The 16,306-nt window shown below is 33.7% G+C and carries 17 protein-coding genes; 8 read left to right on the forward strand and 9 right to left on the reverse strand.

All coding sequences use genetic code 11. The annotated features are described in order from the left end of the window. Positions 1-48: 48 nt before the first annotated feature. On the forward strand, positions 49-438 hold the full coding sequence (locus tag ABS764_RS08855; protein WP_408081427.1) for a pyrophosphohydrolase domain-containing protein: 390 nt from the start codon (positions 49-51) through the stop codon (positions 436-438). A 61-nt stretch (positions 439-499) separates the two neighbouring features. On the opposite strand, the gene ABS764_RS08860 is transcribed toward ABS764_RS08855, so the two are convergent. Then, a complete protein-coding gene (locus ABS764_RS08860; RefSeq protein WP_408081428.1) occupies positions 500-1,567 on the reverse strand; it encodes a branched-chain amino acid aminotransferase in 1,068 nt (355 codons plus the stop codon). A 284-nt stretch (positions 1,568-1,851) separates the two neighbouring features. Here ABS764_RS08860 and mnmD point away from each other — a divergent pair, with 284 nt between their 5' ends. The 3 genes from mnmD (at position 1,852) to ABS764_RS08875 (ending at position 3,362) form a co-directional block, all read left to right on the forward strand. Continuing rightward, positions 1,852-2,511 (forward strand): tRNA (5-methylaminomethyl-2-thiouridine)(34)-methyltransferase MnmD, encoded by a 660-nt coding sequence (gene mnmD, locus ABS764_RS08865; protein WP_408081429.1) that lies wholly within the window; start codon positions 1,852-1,854, stop codon positions 2,509-2,511. A gap of 142 nt (positions 2,512-2,653) precedes the next feature. Continuing rightward, entirely contained in the window at positions 2,654-2,851 is a 198-nt protein-coding gene (locus ABS764_RS08870) for a hypothetical protein (protein WP_408081430.1), read from the forward strand. Between the two features lie 283 nt (positions 2,852-3,134). Continuing rightward, on the forward strand, positions 3,135-3,362 hold the full coding sequence (locus tag ABS764_RS08875; RefSeq protein WP_408081431.1) for a hypothetical protein: 228 nt from the start codon (positions 3,135-3,137) through the stop codon (positions 3,360-3,362). Here the strand turns inward: ABS764_RS08875 and ABS764_RS08880 are convergent. After that, positions 3,359-4,315, reverse strand: coding sequence for a hydrogen peroxide-inducible genes activator (locus ABS764_RS08880; protein WP_408081432.1), 957 nt, complete (start codon positions 4,313-4,315; stop codon positions 3,359-3,361). The genes ABS764_RS08875 and ABS764_RS08880 overlap by 4 nt on opposite strands. Positions 4,316-4,486: 171 nt before the next feature. On the opposite strand from ABS764_RS08880, the gene ABS764_RS08885 reads away from it, so the two are divergent. The 3 genes from ABS764_RS08885 (at position 4,487) to can (ending at position 7,185) form a co-directional block, all read left to right on the forward strand. Next, complete coding sequence (locus ABS764_RS08885) at positions 4,487-4,771, forward strand: hypothetical protein (RefSeq protein WP_408081433.1); 285 nt, start codon at positions 4,487-4,489, stop codon at positions 4,769-4,771. Positions 4,772-4,853: 82 nt separating this feature from the next. Further along, complete coding sequence (locus tag ABS764_RS08890) at positions 4,854-6,491, forward strand: SulP family inorganic anion transporter (RefSeq protein ID WP_408081434.1); 1,638 nt, start codon at positions 4,854-4,856, stop codon at positions 6,489-6,491. Between the two features lie 58 nt (positions 6,492-6,549). Continuing rightward, a complete protein-coding gene (gene can / locus ABS764_RS08895) occupies positions 6,550-7,185 on the forward strand; it encodes a carbonate dehydratase (RefSeq protein WP_408081435.1) in 636 nt (211 codons plus the stop codon). Positions 7,186-7,217: 32 nt separating this feature from the next. Here can and ABS764_RS08900 read toward each other — a convergent pair whose 3' ends face one another. Continuing rightward, complete coding sequence (locus tag ABS764_RS08900; RefSeq protein ID WP_408081436.1) at positions 7,218-8,417, reverse strand: LETM1-related biofilm-associated protein; 1,200 nt, start codon at positions 8,415-8,417, stop codon at positions 7,218-7,220. A 130-nt stretch (positions 8,418-8,547) separates the two neighbouring features. Further along, complete coding sequence (locus tag ABS764_RS08905) at positions 8,548-9,072, reverse strand: hypothetical protein (RefSeq protein WP_408081437.1); 525 nt, start codon at positions 9,070-9,072, stop codon at positions 8,548-8,550. A gap of 163 nt (positions 9,073-9,235) precedes the next feature. On the opposite strand from ABS764_RS08905, the gene ABS764_RS08910 reads away from it, so the two are divergent. After that, the gene (locus ABS764_RS08910; protein ID WP_408081438.1) at positions 9,236-9,760 is read left to right on the forward strand and encodes a DUF4251 domain-containing protein; all 525 of its coding nucleotides are present in this window, start codon (positions 9,236-9,238) and stop codon (positions 9,758-9,760) included. A gap of 71 nt (positions 9,761-9,831) precedes the next feature. Here the strand turns inward: ABS764_RS08910 and ABS764_RS08915 are convergent, their stop codons facing one another. The 5 genes from ABS764_RS08915 to ABS764_RS08935 form a co-directional block, all read right to left on the reverse strand. Further along, complete coding sequence (locus tag ABS764_RS08915; RefSeq protein ID WP_408081439.1) at positions 9,832-11,622, reverse strand: acyl-CoA dehydrogenase family protein; 1,791 nt, start codon at positions 11,620-11,622, stop codon at positions 9,832-9,834. 53 nt (positions 11,623-11,675) lie between these two features. Beyond that, a complete protein-coding gene (locus ABS764_RS08920; RefSeq protein ID WP_408081440.1) occupies positions 11,676-12,029 on the reverse strand; it encodes a four helix bundle protein in 354 nt (117 codons plus the stop codon). A 44-nt stretch (positions 12,030-12,073) separates the two neighbouring features. Then, positions 12,074-13,255 (reverse strand): acetyl-CoA C-acyltransferase, encoded by a 1,182-nt coding sequence (locus tag ABS764_RS08925; protein ID WP_408081441.1) that lies wholly within the window; start codon positions 13,253-13,255, stop codon positions 12,074-12,076. An 89-nt stretch (positions 13,256-13,344) separates the two neighbouring features. Further along, positions 13,345-15,735, reverse strand: a complete 2,391-nt coding sequence (locus ABS764_RS08930; protein WP_408081442.1) for a 3-hydroxyacyl-CoA dehydrogenase/enoyl-CoA hydratase family protein — start codon at positions 15,733-15,735, stop codon at positions 13,345-13,347. Then, positions 15,719-16,186, reverse strand: coding sequence for a MarR family winged helix-turn-helix transcriptional regulator (locus ABS764_RS08935; protein WP_408081443.1), 468 nt, complete (start codon positions 16,184-16,186; stop codon positions 15,719-15,721). Before ABS764_RS08935 ends, ABS764_RS08930 begins: the two co-directional genes overlap by 17 nt. Between the last annotated feature and the right edge of the window lie 120 nt (positions 16,187-16,306).

A 16,306-nucleotide genomic window follows, 5' to 3' on the forward strand; every position in this document is an offset into this window, starting at 1 on the left:
GTTTAGGATTAGTTGCTAATTTGCATTTCATTTAATTAATAATAAATTATGCAAAAGCAAATCAATTCCGTTAAAGAATTTCATACCGCATTTGGGATAGGACACAGTGAAGTTCCAGTTGCCGACTTAGGAGAGGCTAAAAAAATACTTCGTTATCATTTAATGAAAGAAGAAAATGAAGAATACCTCGAAGCCGTTAAAAATAATGATTTAGTAGAAATAGCTGATGCTTTGGGTGATATGATGTATATTTTATGCGGAACGATTATCGAACACGGACTTCAGGATAAAATTGAAGCCGTTTTTGATGAAATTCAACGAAGTAATATGAGTAAGCTGGGGGAAGATGGGCAGCCGGTTTATCGTGAAGACGGAAAAGTAATGAAAGGTCCTAATTATTTTAAACCGGATTTTTCAAAAATACTAACTGATATTTAAGCAAAAAAAGAAGCGATTCTCAAATCTGAAAATCGCTTCTTTCTGTCTTTTAAAGAAAAAATTATATTTTAACCGTCCAGCCAAATGGATCTTCGGTTAGTTTATGTTGAATATTTGTTAGCTTTTCTTTTAATTTTAATGCAATGGAATCTTCAATTTTAGGTAATTCAAAATATTCTTCTTTATAGGCAAATCCTTTTATAGGACTCACAACTGCTGCAGTTCCAGCTCCAAAAATTTCTTTTAAACTACCGTCTTTGATTCCTTCAATTAATTCAGAAATCAAAACAGGACGAACTTCTATGTTGATGCCTTCTTTTTTAGCCATATCAATAAGACTTTTTCGGGTTACACCGTCTAAAATTCTTTCGCTGGTTGGCGCGGTTACTAAGGTATCGTTGAATCTGAAAAACACATTCATTGTTCCTGCTTCTTCCAGTTTGGTATGTGTTGCGTCATCAGTCCAGATAATTTGTTGGTATCCTTCTTTATTCGCTAAGCTGGTAGGATAAAATTGTCCGGCATAATTTCCTGCGGTTTTTGCTGAACCAATTCCTCCATTAGCAGCTCTACTGTAGTGTTCAGCAACAAGAACCTTAACTTCTCCTGAATAATAAGCTTTTGCAGGAGATAAGATAATCATGAATTTATACTCATCAGAAGGATTTGCTACTACTCCAAAACCGGTTGCTATCATAAAAGGTCTGATGTAAAGCGTATTTCCTATTCCTTTTTTTATCCAGGCTTCGTCTAATTTTAATAACTGATTTAATCCTTCGGTAAATAAAGATTCCGGAACTTCAGGCATTGCCATTCTAACAGCAGAACTGTTAAAACGTTTTATGTTTTCATCCGGTCTGAAAAGCCAAATGTCATCATTATCATCTTTGTACGCTTTCATACCTTCAAAAATTGCCTGTCCATAATGAAAAACTCTTGAAGAAGGATCCATCATAAAAGGAGCATAAGGTTTGATAGTAGGAGTTTGCCATTCACCATTTTTGTAATCACACTCAAATAAATGATCAGTAAAGACTGAACCAAAATTAATGTTATCAAAATCTACTTCGTTAATTTTTGTATTTGGGGCTTTTAGAATTTCAATTTTGCTGGTTTGAGTGGTACTCATAATAATATGTTTTTATTTTTTTGAATGTATACTTAAGTATAAAATTTCACTTTATGATGAACTAAACTTTGATTAATGCAAAATTAAATAAAAAAGGACAAAATGCTTGCTAAAACTTTAATAATTGTTACTATTGAATATGATTTTCGTATATTCAAAAAAAAATAAAAAAAAACACAATCTTTTCTGTTAAATATGCAATAAATCAATGCTTTTTGCCATTTTAAACCGTATGTTTTAAGTAATTTTGGGAAACATTATCAGTCATTGTAAAAACAATTAATTTGAAGAGAGAAATTATACAAACAAAAGATGGTTCTACGACAATCCATTTAGAGGAATGGAATGAGAGCTATCATTCAAAACACGGAGCTATTCAGGAAGCATATCATGTTTTTATAAAAAACGGTCTTTCGTTGTTTGAAAACAAAGCTGTTTCCATTTTAGAAATTGGTTTTGGAACAGGGCTTAATAGTTTTATAAGTTTTTTAGAAGCACCTAAATACAAACAGACAATTGATTATACCGGTGTAGAAGCTTATCCTGTGCCACCCGAGGAAGTGGTGCTGATGAACTATGTGGGTGAACTGAATGCTGCTGATCGAATGCTGGAATTTGAACAAATGCATCAGTGCAAATGGGGAGAGAAAATTAAATTGAGCGATTCTTTCTCGCTGACTAAGAGGAAACAGTTTTTTCAGGATATTGATGATGTGGCACAATTTGATTTAATTTATTTTGATGCTTTTGGTTACAGAGTACAACCTGAATTATGGAGTACCGAAATTTTTAAAAAGATGTATGATGCATTAAAAGAAAACGGAGTTTTAGTCACTTATGCAGCACGTGGAGTAGTGAAAAGGAGTATGATAGAAGTAGGTTTCAGAGTTGAAAAACTGGCAGGTCCTCCGGGTAAAAGAGAAATGTTCAGAGCATTTAAGTGATGTTTAAAAATGTGGGAAATAATTTTTAACGAAAATAATATAAATCAAAAAAATACGTTAAAAAAATAAAAAACTGTCTTCAAAATGTATATTTTTACAAAGCCTTAAAATTGATGTTTAACCTAAAAATTATTGATGCATCATGTCAAAAATCATGTTTGATTATACAAAATCGATATTAGAAAGAGTTAGTTTTGATCCTGTTCTCTTTTGTAAAGAATTAGAAAAAGCCATAAAAACACTCTTGCCTTATGAATTAGAACAATTAAAAGAATGGTTAACATCTTTTATCATAGAAAAACCGGAACTTCAGCCTTCGTTAATGATTGTGAATATTTAAATTCAAGTGTTTGGTAATTTAAATAAAAACCAATTTTTTAGAAAATAATAATTCCGAATTATACTTGTTTTACAGGGTTGAATAAAAAACTTAAAGCTGTTTCACGAATTGATGAAACAGCTTTTTTTTTATGGCTGATGATGGTTGTGTATGTCGTTAAAAAAAATAAAAAATCAAACTGTAACTTTGTATCTTTTTTAACTATTTCAGGTTTCAGAAAAGGGCTTAATTTTTGTAAATTACGATATCTTAATTAACTATAACTTTAAACCCATTTCAAGATATGCAAAGAATGATATATGACTATACTAAATCGATACTGGAAAGAGTGAGTTATGCGCCTGACTTATTTGTCAAAGAGCTAAAAAAAGCTGTTAAGAATTTATTGCCTTATGAGTTAGAGCATCTTAAAAACTGGCTTAACTATTATACAAAAGAAAAGCCTGAATTGCAAAAATGCCTTTCTGTAGTGGAGAGAAATAAAAATTGTCAAACAGAGTCAAAAGTTTAAAATTTTTGACTCTGTTTTTTTTGAAGCGGACTAATAATCTGAACATTCTGAAAAACAATGGCTCCTTTTATTACCCCTGCAATAGTACTTCTCAAAGCTTCTATAATCTGAATTTTTAATTCGCTTTTTGGAAAAATCAAGCTCACTTCTCTGGCCGGTTTTGGCTCAGCAAAATGGCGAAGTTTAATTTTATCTGATTCCTTTAAATCTAAAGTATGCAAATAAGGTAGCAATGTGGTTCCCAGACCTTCATCAGCAAGTTTTATTAAGGTTTCAAAACTGCCGCTTTCTATTTGAAAATGATTCCCTTCGTTACGGCTGTTGTTTTTGCATAAATTTAAAATTCCGTCTCTAAAACAATGACCGTCCTGTAATAATAAAATTTCATCAATATTTAAATCCTCAACTTCAATCTCTTTTTTCTGAAAATGCTGGTGGCTTTCAGGGATGTAGGCTACAAAAGGTTCAAAATATAAAACGATTTCTTTTATTTTTTCTTCCATTAACGGAGTTGCAGCAATTGCCGCATCCAAATGACCGTTATTAAGTTTGGTAATAATTTCTTCGGTATTGAGTTCCTCAATAATAAGTTTTACTTTGGGATGTTTTTTTATAAAATTATTTAAAAACATCGGCAACAACGTGGGCATTATGGTAGGAATGATACCCAGCCTGAATTCACCGCCAATAAAACCTTTTTGTTGTTCTACAATATCCTGAATTCTATCGGCTTCATTTACAATGTTTTTAGCCTGAGTTACAATTTTTTGACCAATATCAGTAAGCTGGATGGGTTTTTTAGTACGGTCAAAAATTTGGATATTCAGTTCATCCTCAATTTTTTGAATTTGCATACTCAGTGTAGGTTGGGTTACAAAACACTTTTCAGCAGCAAGTGTAAAATTTTTATGTTCGGCTACAGCAAGTACATATTTAAGTTGGGTAATTGTCATAAATAGATGTTTTTGATACAAATATAAAAACAATCAATTTAATTTATGATTCAGAGGGGTGGCTTTTTTAATTTTATTGGTAAAAAAATGAATGTCTTATAATGTTATTTTTTTTGAAAAAATATTGTTTCATTGTAATTAATTTGTTTTTTTAAGTTTAATTTTACCACTATGAAATTAATAGCTCACATTTTTTTATTTATTTTCATTGCTTTTTTATCTACTCCCACTATTGTGAAATTGATAGAAAAGTCTACTGATACGACTATGTTTTATAGTCTGTCAGAGGAAGAGCATGTAAAAAAAGAAGTGAAAAATTTAGTTTGTGTAGAGACTTCTGCTATAGTGTTTGAATTCAAAAAAACACTTGTAAAAAGTTTAATTCTTTCTAAAAATCTATCGAAGCATGATAATGTTTCCAAAACCATATTTACTCCTCCTCCTGACAGAGCATAACACTTTTATTAAACATTAGAATTGTATTAAAAACTGTATTAGCTAATACAGTTTCAATTCATATTATAAATATAATTGTATTATGACAAAAAAAATTAATCTTTTTGCCAATCTTAAATCTGATTTTGCTTCAGGTTTAGTGGTTTTCTTGGTAGCACTACCGTTGTGTTTAGGTATTGCAATGGCTTCGGGTGCGCCACTTTTTTCAGGTATTATTGCCGGTATAGTAGGAGGGATAGTGGTAGGTTATTTGAGCCAGTCACATATTAGTGTTTCCGGACCTGCAGCCGGTTTGACAGCAATTGTTCTTACTGCCATTAGCGATTTAGGAGCGTTTAATATCTTTTTATCTGCCGTTTTTATAGCCGGAATCATTCAGTTAATATTAGGTTTTATTAAAGCCGGAAGTATTTCCAATTATTTCCCTACAAATGTAATCGAAGGTATGCTTGGAGGTATCGGAATTATAATTATTTTAAAACAGCTTCCGCATGCTTTTGGTTATGATGCAGATTTTGAAGGAGATCAGTCGTTTTCTCAAATGGATGGTGACAATACTTTTTCATCCTTATTCAGAGTTTTCGATCATTTTCAATTAGGAGCTATAGTAGTAACTATTGTCTCTTTAATAATACTCATTTCATGGGAAAAAGTAGCGTTTTTAAAGAAATTTAAATTAGTTCCCGGAGCACTTATCGCTGTTATCGCAGGTATAGGCTTAAATGAAATTTTTATTAGTGCAGGTAGTTCTTTAGCTATTGGGAATGAACATTTGGTTTCCTTGCCTGTTCCTGAGTCCATTGATGATTTTAAAGAAATTATCATACTTCCTGACTTCACACAATTTACTAATCCTAAAGTCTGGACCATTGCCGTAACTATAGCGGTAGTGGCTTCAATTGAAACTTTACTGTGTATTGAAGCCGCCGACAGATTAGATGCACAAAAAAGGTATACTAATACAAATGTGGAGTTAAAAGCGCAGGGAGTAGGGAATGTTATTAGTTCATTATTAGGAGGGTTGCCAATGACTTCAGTTGTTGTAAGAACATCAGCTAATAATAATGCTGGCGCAAAATCAAAAATGTCAACAATTATTCACGGGATTTTACTGGTAATAAGTGTGCTGACTATCCCGGTAATTTTAAATAAAATTCCGTTGGCAACTTTAGCAACAATATTAATCTTAATTGGATATAAACTGGCTAAACCCGCTACCATTAAACATTTTTGGGATAAAGGTAAATATCAGTTTGTTCCCTTTATAGCGACAATGATTGCTGTTGTTGCTACTGATTTATTAAAAGGAGTAATGCTGGGAATAATTATTAGTATCATATTTGTTTTAAAAGGAAATTTAAAAAGAGCTTATACTTTTAAAAAAGAAGAATATGCGGATGGTGATATCATTCATATTGATCTGGCACAAGAAGTTTCGTTTCTGAATAAAGCGGCAATTAAAAGTACGTTAAAATCAATTCCTGAAAATTCAAAAGTGGTAATTTCAGCTCATGATACTGTGTATATAGCTCATGATATTTTAGATTTAATTAATGAATTTAAATCGACCAGAGCTGTAGATGAAAATATTAAAGTCAAGCTGAAAGGTTTTAAGAAAGCATATCAGTTAGAAAATACTGAGGAAACTCCTAATCATGTTACTATTGAGCATTATTATGATGTAGCTAAAAGAGTTATTGTGAAGAAAGAAATTTTTTAAAATTCTGTCGAAAGCAGACAGAAAACAAGTTTAATAAAACCTATAAAATTAAAGTAAGATGGTCGATTTTTATAAAAAGATATTAGATAATAATAAAGAATGGGTTGAAAAAGCATTAGCGAAAGACCCTAATTATTTTGCGGATTTGGCTAAAGGACAAACACCTCCATTGCTATGGATTGGTTGTTCTGATAGCCGTGTGCCGGCTAATGAAATTATCGGAGCTAAACCAGGTGAAGTTTTTGTACACCGAAATATCGCGAATATGGTTGTTCATTCTGACATGAATATGTTGAGTGTACTGGATTATGCCGTGAATGTTTTAAAAGTAAAACACGTCATTGTTTGCGGACATTATGGCTGTGGAGGGATTAAAGCAGCGATGGGAAATCAATCAATAGGAATTATTGATAACTGGATCAGACATATAAAAGATGTTTATCGTATGCATAATGTGTATTTGAATTCAATCAAAGACGAAACAGAGCGTTTTAATGCTTTTGTTGAAATCAATGCGAAAGAACAGGTTTTTGATTTAGCTAAAACTTCAATCGTGCAGGCTGCCTGGAAAAACGGTCAGGATTTAACTTTACACGGTTGGGTTTACGGATTAAATTCAGGATTTGTTACAGATTTGAATGTCAATATTAGTTCTAATCTTGAACTGGATGAAGTTTATCAATTGACTTTATAATGAAAAAAAATCGCCATCAGGGCGATTTTTTTTTATTCATTATCTAAATTTTCGTTGAATGCTGAAGGAAGTAATGTAGGGATAAATTTTATAAGAATAGGAAGTAATAAACTTCCGCCGGGAAGTAAAAAAATAGTTAGGGATGGAATTGTTTTGCAAATATCCAATAATTGTTTTTTTACTTTCTTTTTTTCTTTTTCGTTCAAATCTCTACGGGTGGAATAAGCTAATAAAAGCATTAATTCCTTACTGCCTACTATTTCTTTGATTAATCTGTTTTTATTGCGACTAATGAGCGTAATCACATTTTGTGTCGTTTGATCATAAAAATGTTTTACCGGATTGGAGTAATTAAAATACGGAATTTCTTTTTGATATTGTTTTATAAAAGTATCTGTGTTTTTTATACTTTCAGATACAAAATCACCCGAAACCTTAGTGTTTTGAGCCAGTTTATGTAAAAAATAAATTTCTTCATTTTCAATTATACCATCACTCCATAAAGCCATTCCTGCCATATCAACCAGGTAATATTTTTCTAAATCAGCACTGAAATAGTCTAAATTTAGATCCTCTAAATTAAAGGCGTTAATTTTAGAAAACTTGCTGTAGCGTACTGAAGCTTCAAAGAGTTTGATTAATAAATCATCATAATTCGATTTATTAGTTTTTATTTTTAAAGCTAAGCTTACCACACTGATTACGGCTTCTTCAATTTTTTTCAGATATTTTTCAGGTATTTCACCATGGATTAAATATTGTCTGAAAGCTAAAACGTCTATAAAAAGAAGCGCATTAGTTACAATATGTGAAAAATTTTTATTGATAATATCAACATTCGTCTGAACACGGTTATCAATAATTTTTTCCAGATTTAAAGATGCGGAACCATTAGGTAAAACTTTTTTAAACAGATTGAAACCCTGAGGATGCATTTTATCATAAAAATCAAGACATTTTTTGATAAAAGTCTGGCAGTCCAAATCATGAGTAGTTAATACATAAATACCGTATAAAGTATTTAAAAGAGATACTTTAGGCTTTTCATTTTGTACCCATCCTGTGGTATCAATAGGATTAGGAGTTTCAAATGCAATAATATGCCCATAGATAAAGCCGGTTGCTCTGATTTTTTTATAAAATAAATCAGTATTCAGCAAAACATCTTGTTTTGTGAATTCCTGCGTGATAAAAAACTTATCAATCCAACCAGATGCAGAAGGGTTAATCATACTCTTATTTTGATGCTACAAAGCTATATGTTTTTCTCGTTTTATTTTAGAAGTTATCTTTAATTAATAATCAATTTTAGTTAATTTTTTATTGTATGTTTTCTGTAGCGAGAATTCTAATCTTTAAACTCTATTTTGATTTTTCTCCCACAAAATGGTTTGTAGGTGATTTGAATAAAATATTAAAAGAAGTTAAACTTCCGTAAATTCGGGTGATATACTGTTGTAAGTCTATTTTTTCACTTTCTTCTAATTTACTGGAATTGATTTTTTGCTCCATTACCCGAATCCGGTCCCGAACCATTACAATTTTGTGAAAAAAGGTGTCAATAGGTATTTCCTTAGAAGCTAATCCGGCTTGTCCGGGTTCTAAAATCATTTTTCCGCCTTTCCACTTATCACCAATAGGTACAATTTCGGAAACATCCGACCATTTTTTCAGAAGATCACGTAAACTTTTTTCCACCTCGGAAAAACTCACTGTGTCAACTTCATTTTCAGCTGCTTCAATGATTTCAAAGTTATCATTTAGAGGAATTGTTTCTAAGCCGTTTTCTATAAATGTAACCCAATAATCGGTTGATGATACATTAGTAATTACTCCTTTTCCGTATTCTGAGTGTGCAATTCGGGAACCGATGCCTAATATTTTCATGCGTTTTTGTTTTTTTCTAAAATAGGAACAATTTTTGTTATTTCAAAAAAGTAAATTTTACTTTTTATAATGACAATTTATTTATTAGAAGTAGTACATTTATAAGTAATTTGAATGTTGTAAATCAGTATTTAAGGTATTGTGAAATTTAAAATCAGTAAATATGAAATCATATAAACATATAGTTTTTGTTGTTTTTTTCTTTAGTTTTTTTACTGTTTTTGCTCAGGAAAAAAGCAAAAAACAACTCAGAACTGAGCAAAAGCTGGAAAAGCAAAAAGGAATAGAAAAATTAATAGATGCTAAAGCATTTGAATTTGTAGCTCAAAATTCCAATTCACAAATTTTTAGATTTATTGATTTGACGGCAAATCCTAATTTTGTCCGATTTAGACCGGATTTTATAAAAAGCGAAATGCCTTTTTTTGGCAGAGGTTTTAGTGGTTTGGGATATGGAAGTAGTGATACCGGACTTAAATTTGAAGGAAAACCAGAAAAGTTTGAGGTGAAGAAAGTTAAAAAAGGCTATCAGATTGATGTTGAGGTCAAAGGGCAGCAGGATTTTTTTAACATGACACTTTCAGTTTCTTCTCAGGGAAGTGCTACTTTGTCAATTATAAGCAATAACCGAAGTCCTATTAATTATTTTGGCGCTATTTCAGCCATAGAAGAAGAAAAGAAAGAATAAATAGTATAAAAACAAAAACGTCTTAACAATAAAGTAAGACGTTTTTTTATGCTTTAATATGATGCTAAAACTTAAAAACAATATCTGTTTTCGGCAATTATTTTAGCACTAATAGTTCTTCTTATTTCTACAATATTAGGCATATTGGTGTATTTAGTATAACGTCTTAATCCCATTAACATCATGCGTTGTTCATCGCCTTCGGCAAAAGAAATAATACTTTCTTTCCCTTTTTGAGTGATGATATCAACAGCTTTATAAAGGTATAATTTAGCCATAGCAATTTGTTCTTTTATATTGTCTTCTCCGAGTTTCTTAGCTAACTTTTCTGTTCTCAGGATAGCAGATTCGGCCATATAAATTTCGATTAAAATATCAGCAGAAGCAATTAGTAATTGCTGTTCATTATCTAAATTGGGACCGTACTTTTGCACGGCTCCTCCGGCAACCATTAAAAATACTTTTTTTAATTTACTGATCATTTCTTTTTCTTCTGCAAATAATTCAGCATAATCAGGTGTGTCAAAAGATGGGATGCTCATTAAATCCTCCTGAATTTTAGAAGCAGGACCTAATAAATCTACATGACCTTTCATGGCTTTTTTTATTAACATTCCCACAGCAAGCATTCGGTTTATTTCATTTGTCCCTTCATAAATTCGGGTTATTCTCGCATCCCGCCAGGCACTTTCCATTGGTGTATCTTCTGAAAATCCCATCCCGCCAAAGATTTGAATTCCTTCGTCAGAGCAATTTTGAATATCTTCTGAAACGGCGACTTTTAAAATTGCACATTCTATGGCAAATTCTTCCACGCCTTTTAGTTCGGCTTCCTGATGTGAAGTTCCTTCGCTTTCGCGGATACTGATTCTTTCTTCAATACTTTTAGCAGCCCGGTAAACAGCACTTTCTCCCGCATAACAGCTCGTAGCCATTTCAGCCAGCTTGTATCGTATGGCTCCGAATTTTGCAATAGGAACATTAAACTGTACTCTTTCATTTGAATACTTGGCAGAACCAGTAATTATTCTTCGTTGGGAATCCAGGCAGGCTGCCGCCAATTTGATTCGTCCCACATTCAGTGCATTCATCGCTATTTTGAAACCATTACCTCTTTCTGAAAGCATATTTTCAACAGGAACCTTGGTTTCGTTAAAGAAAACCTGACGGGTCGATGAAGCACGAATTCCTAGTTTATGTTCTTCTTCATTGGTTGAAATTCCGTTTTCAGGATTGTTTTCTACAATAAAACCGGTAATGTTTTTGTCATCTTCAATTCGGGCAAAAACGATAAAAAGCGAACAAAATCCGGCATTGGTAATCCACATTTTTTGTCCTGTAATTTTATAATGTGTGCCATCTTCGGATAAAACAGCTTTTGTTTTTCCGGAATTAGCATCACTTCCTGCTCCTGGTTCCGTAAGGCAGTAAGCACCAAACCATTCACCGGAAGCTAGTTTGGGAACGTATTTTTGTTTTTGCTCTTCGGTTCCGTATAAAGTGATAGGTAATGTACCAATTCCGGTATGTGCACCAAAAGCACTGGAAAAGGATCCTGTTGCCCCTGAAATGTAATCACACACCAAAACCGTATCTACAAATCCCATTCCCATTCCGCCATAAGCTTCGGGTACAGAAATGCTTAATAATCCCAGTTCAGCTGCTTTTTGCATGCACTCAACTGTGAAAGCATAGTCCTTTTTTTCAAAGCGGTCTTTGTTAGGCCAAAGTTCTTTGTCAACAAACTCTCTGACCATGTCACGCATCATTTTTTGCTCCTCCGTGAAATCTTCCGGAATAAAAATGTCTTCGCATTTTGTTTCTTTTACAAGGAATTGTCCTCCTCTTGTTTTGTCGTCCATGGTTTTATTTTTTTTTTGATCAGAAAATAGAATAGAGAGAATAGAAAATAGATTTATTTAAGGTTATTTTGAAACGACATTGTCATTCGTTGAAATTCTTCTATTTTAATTTCTAATAGGTTAAAAGTTGTATCATTAATATATTTTCGGTGTTTTGCTATTATGAGCTGAGTATTTAATTCAAATGAAGAACCGAGAGAAATATCAATAAAATGACTAAATGATTTGTCAGTTCTGGCGGAACCTTCGGAAATATTACTTGGTATGGAAATGGAACATCGACTTATTTGGGAACTCAAATCGTATCTTTCATGCTTTGGAAAATCCAATAAAATATCAGAAATGTCATTTGCGATTTGTATACTTAATTGCCAAATTTTTAAATTCTTATAATTATGTCTTATCATCTTAAGTTTAGTCTATTTTCTATTCTCTCTATTCTATTCTCTTTCTAAAGTAACTCAAAAATCCCCGCAGCTCCTTGGCCGGTTCCTACACACATAGTGACCATTCCATATTTATTGCCACGGCGTTTCATTTCATCGAATAACTGAACGGATAATTTTGCTCCGGTACAACCTAGCGGATGTCCTAAGGCAATGGCACCTCCGTTTACATTTACAATATCCGGATTTAGTCCTAACTCTCTGATCACTGCCAGAGATTGAGACGCAAAAGCTTCGTTTAGTTCAATTAATTCAATATCTTTTAGTTGTAATCCCGCTTGTTTTAAAGCTTTTGGGATGGCTTTTACAGGTCCAATTCCCATAATTCTGGGTTCAACACCCGCCGAGGCATAGTTTACTAATCGGGCAATAGGTTTCAGATTCAGTTCTTTTACTAATTCTTCACTCATAATCAAAACAAAAGCTGCTCCATCACTCATTTGCGATGAGGTTCCCGCAGTTACACTTCCGTCAGCGGCAAAAACAGGTCTTAGTTTAGCTAATGCTTCCATTGAAGTATCCGCTCTTGGACCTTCGTCTTGGTTTACAGTATAGGATTTAGTTTCTTTTTTACCATCGGTATTCACAAAAGTCTGTTCAATCGTAATGGGAACAATCTGGCTGTCAAACTTCCCTTCGGCTTGCGCTTTTAAAGCTTTTTGGTGTGAATGAAAAGCAAATGCATCCTGATCTTCTCTGGATATGCTAAATTGTTTGGCCACAGCTTCGGCAGTGAGTCCCATTCCCCAGTAATAATCCTCGTGACCTGCTTTTGCAACAGCATAATCAGGAGTAGGACGGTAACCGCCCATTGGGATAAAACTCATACTTTCGGCACCTCCGGCAATAATACAATCTGCCATTCCCGACTGAATTCGGGCTGTAGCCATTCCGATGGTTTCTATTCCGGAAGCACAATATCTGTTCACTGTTACACCTGGAACATCATTAATTTCTAATCCCATTAATGAAATAAGTCGTCCAAAGTTTAAACCTTGCTCAGCTTCCGGCATAGCATTTCCTACCATGACGTCATCAATACGTTTTTTATCAAAATCAGGCAGTTCATTCATCATGTGCTGAATGGTTTCTGCCGCTAATTCATCAGGTCTTTTAAATCGGAACACGCCTTTAGGAGCTTTTCCCACTGCTGTTCGGTATGCTTTTACTATATAGGCTGTTTTCATTTTTTATTTAGATAATAGAAGAAAGAAAAAAGAGAAAAGATTACTGTGAGTAAATCTTGTTTCTTGTATCTTGCTTCTTGGTTCTTAGACTAATTTCTCAAAGGTTTTCCTGTTTTTAACATATGCTGAATGCGTTCTAATGTTTTTCTTTCGGTACAAAGAGATAAGAAAGCTTCTCTTTCCAGATTCAGTAGGTATTGTTCAGAAACCAGTGTAGGTTCTGATAAATCGCCACCAGCCATGACGTAAGCCAGTTTGTTAGCAATTTTTTTATCATGTTCAGAGATGTATTTTCCGGCCAGCATCTGGTCTGTTCCTACTAAAAACATTCCCAAAGCTTGTTTTCCTAAAACCTTGATATCATTTCTTCTGATGGGTTGTGTGTAGCCCGCTTCGGCCATTAATAAGGCGTGTTTTTTAGCTTCGGCAATTTGGCGGTCTTTATTCACTACAATAATATCTTTTCCATGTTGTAATAAACCGGTATCAAAGGCTTCATAACCCGAAGTAGAAACTTTTGCCATTGCAATAGTCAGGAAATATTCCTGTAAAGTATTTAATTCTACATCATTTTTACGGAATAAATCAGAAGCTCTTAAAGTTAATTCTTTAGAACCACCACCACCAGGAATCACACCAACACCAAACTCCACTAATCCCATATACGTTTCTGCGGCAGCAACCACTTTATCAGCATGTAAACTCATTTCGCAGCCACCACCAAAAGTCATTCCGTGAGGTGCTACAATTACCGGAATCGAAGAATAACGCACGCGCATCATGGTGTCCTGAAACTGCTTTATGGCCATATTCAGTTCGTCATATTCCTGTTCCACTGCCATCATGAAAATCATTCCAATATTGGCTCCCACCGAAAAATTAGCCGCCTGATTTCCAATAACTACACCTTCATATTCTTTTTCGGCTAGATCAATTCCTTTGTTGATGGCTTGTAACACATCTCCACCAATGGTATTCATTTTCGATTTGAATTCGATATTTAAAATTCCGTCACCTAAATCTTCGATAATTGCTCCGCTGTTACTCCAGACTTTTTTGCTTTCGCGAATGTTATTCAGAATAATAAAAGCATCTTGTCCGGGAACTTTAGTTTGCGATTTCTTTGCAATATCATAGAAATAAGTAGCGCCTTCTTTTATAGTGTAAAAACTGGTATTTCCTGAAGCCAGCATTTCATTTACCCATGGAGCAGGAGTGTGACCTTCGGCTTTGATGATTTCAATTCCTTTTTCAACTCCTATGGCGTTCCAGATTTCAAATGGTCCGTTTTCCCAGCCAAAGCCGGCTTTCATGGCATCATCAATTTTATATAATTCATCTGAGATTTCAGGAATTCGATTCGAAACATAAGCAAACAAGGCGGCAAAACTTTTTCTGTAAAATTCTCCTGCTTTGTCCGTTCCTTTCAATAAAATTTTAAAACGATCAATCGGTTTGTCGATGGTTTTTGTCAATTCTAAAGTAGCAAAAGAGGCTTTTTTAGCAGGACGATATTCGAGTGTATCTAAATCTAAAGAAAGGATGGCTGCATCCACTTTTTTATAAAAACCTTGTCCCGTTTTACTTCCAAACCATTTATTCTCCATCATTTTGGTAATAAATTCCGGAAGTTTAAATAATTCATGCGCTTCATCCTCAGGACAGTTTTCATAAATTCCATTGGCTACATGTACCAAAGTATCCAGACCTACTACATCGACTGTTCTAAAAGTAGCTGATTTTGGTCGTCCAATTACTGGCCCTGTTAGTTTATCCACTTCTTCAATGGTCAGATTCATTTCTTTGACCAAGTGAAACAAGCTCTGGATTCCGAAAACTCCAATTCGGTTTCCAATAAACGCCGGAGTATCTTTAGCCACAACCGAAGTTTTTCCTAAAAATTTTTCGCCATAATTATTGAGAAAATCCAATACTTCTGTTGAAGTTTTTGGACCCGGTATAATTTCGAATAATTTTAAATAACGCGCCGGATTAAAAAAGTGTGTTCCGCAGAAATGTTTCTGGAAATCTTCACTTCGTCCTTCGCTCATAAAATGGATAGGAATCCCCGAAGTATTTGAAGTAACCAATGTTCCCGGCGTTCGGTATTGATCAATTTGCTCGAAAACAACTTTTTTAATATCCAGTCGTTCTACAACAACTTCAATAACCCAATCCACAGCAGCAATTTTTGCCATATCATCAGTAGTATTTCCGGTGGTAATTCTGCTGGCAAATTTGGTGCTGTAAATAGGGGAAGGTTTTGACTTTAGCGAATTTGCCAAATGTTCGTTTACTATTCGGTTTCTTACCGATTTACTTTCCAGTGTAAGTCCTTTTTTCCTCTCGGCGTCGTTAACTTCTTTTGGAATAATATCCAAAAGCAAAACTTCGACACCAATATTGGCAAAATGACAAGCAATTCCTGAACCCATGATTCCTGAACCTATTACGGCAACTTTTCTAATGGTGCGTTTCATTTTCTATATTTTCAGATTGATTAAATATTTCTTTATCGTTTATTAGTTGTCCTATCGTTTCGGCAACTTCTGTAAAATGTTCCCATTTTTCATCAGAAATGTGTTTTCTGATACTCTCGTTAAATTGAATGACGGTGCTTTTTGACAAAGCTCTTTTTTCTTTACCCAGCTCGGTCAGGTAAATTAAAACCCCGCGACCATCATTAGGATTCTTTTTTTTGAGGATTAATCCTTTTTCTTCCATCGATTTCAAGGTGCGGGTCAGGCTGGTGGCCTCCATTCCCATTTTGGGACCTAAAGCCGTCGATGGTGTTCCTTTTTCTTTGTCTATACTCAATAATACAAATCCTGTTGCCATGGTAGCGCCATATTTAGCGGCTTCCTCGTTGTACATTCTGGAAACCGCCTGCCAGGTCGCTCTTAAAATGTAATCGATGGTCTTGTTTTTCATGTGGCAAGCGTATTAGGTTTCTCTCAAAAAGCGAAGTACATTTTTATCAAAATCATTTTATTTTCATATAATAATTATAGATAATAGTACTGTTCTTTCAAATATAAGAAAAAATGATAT

The sequence above is a fragment of the Flavobacterium plantiphilum genome (assembly GCF_046000495.1).
Classification (GTDB): Bacteria; Bacteroidota; Bacteroidia; order Flavobacteriales; family Flavobacteriaceae; genus Flavobacterium; species Flavobacterium plantiphilum.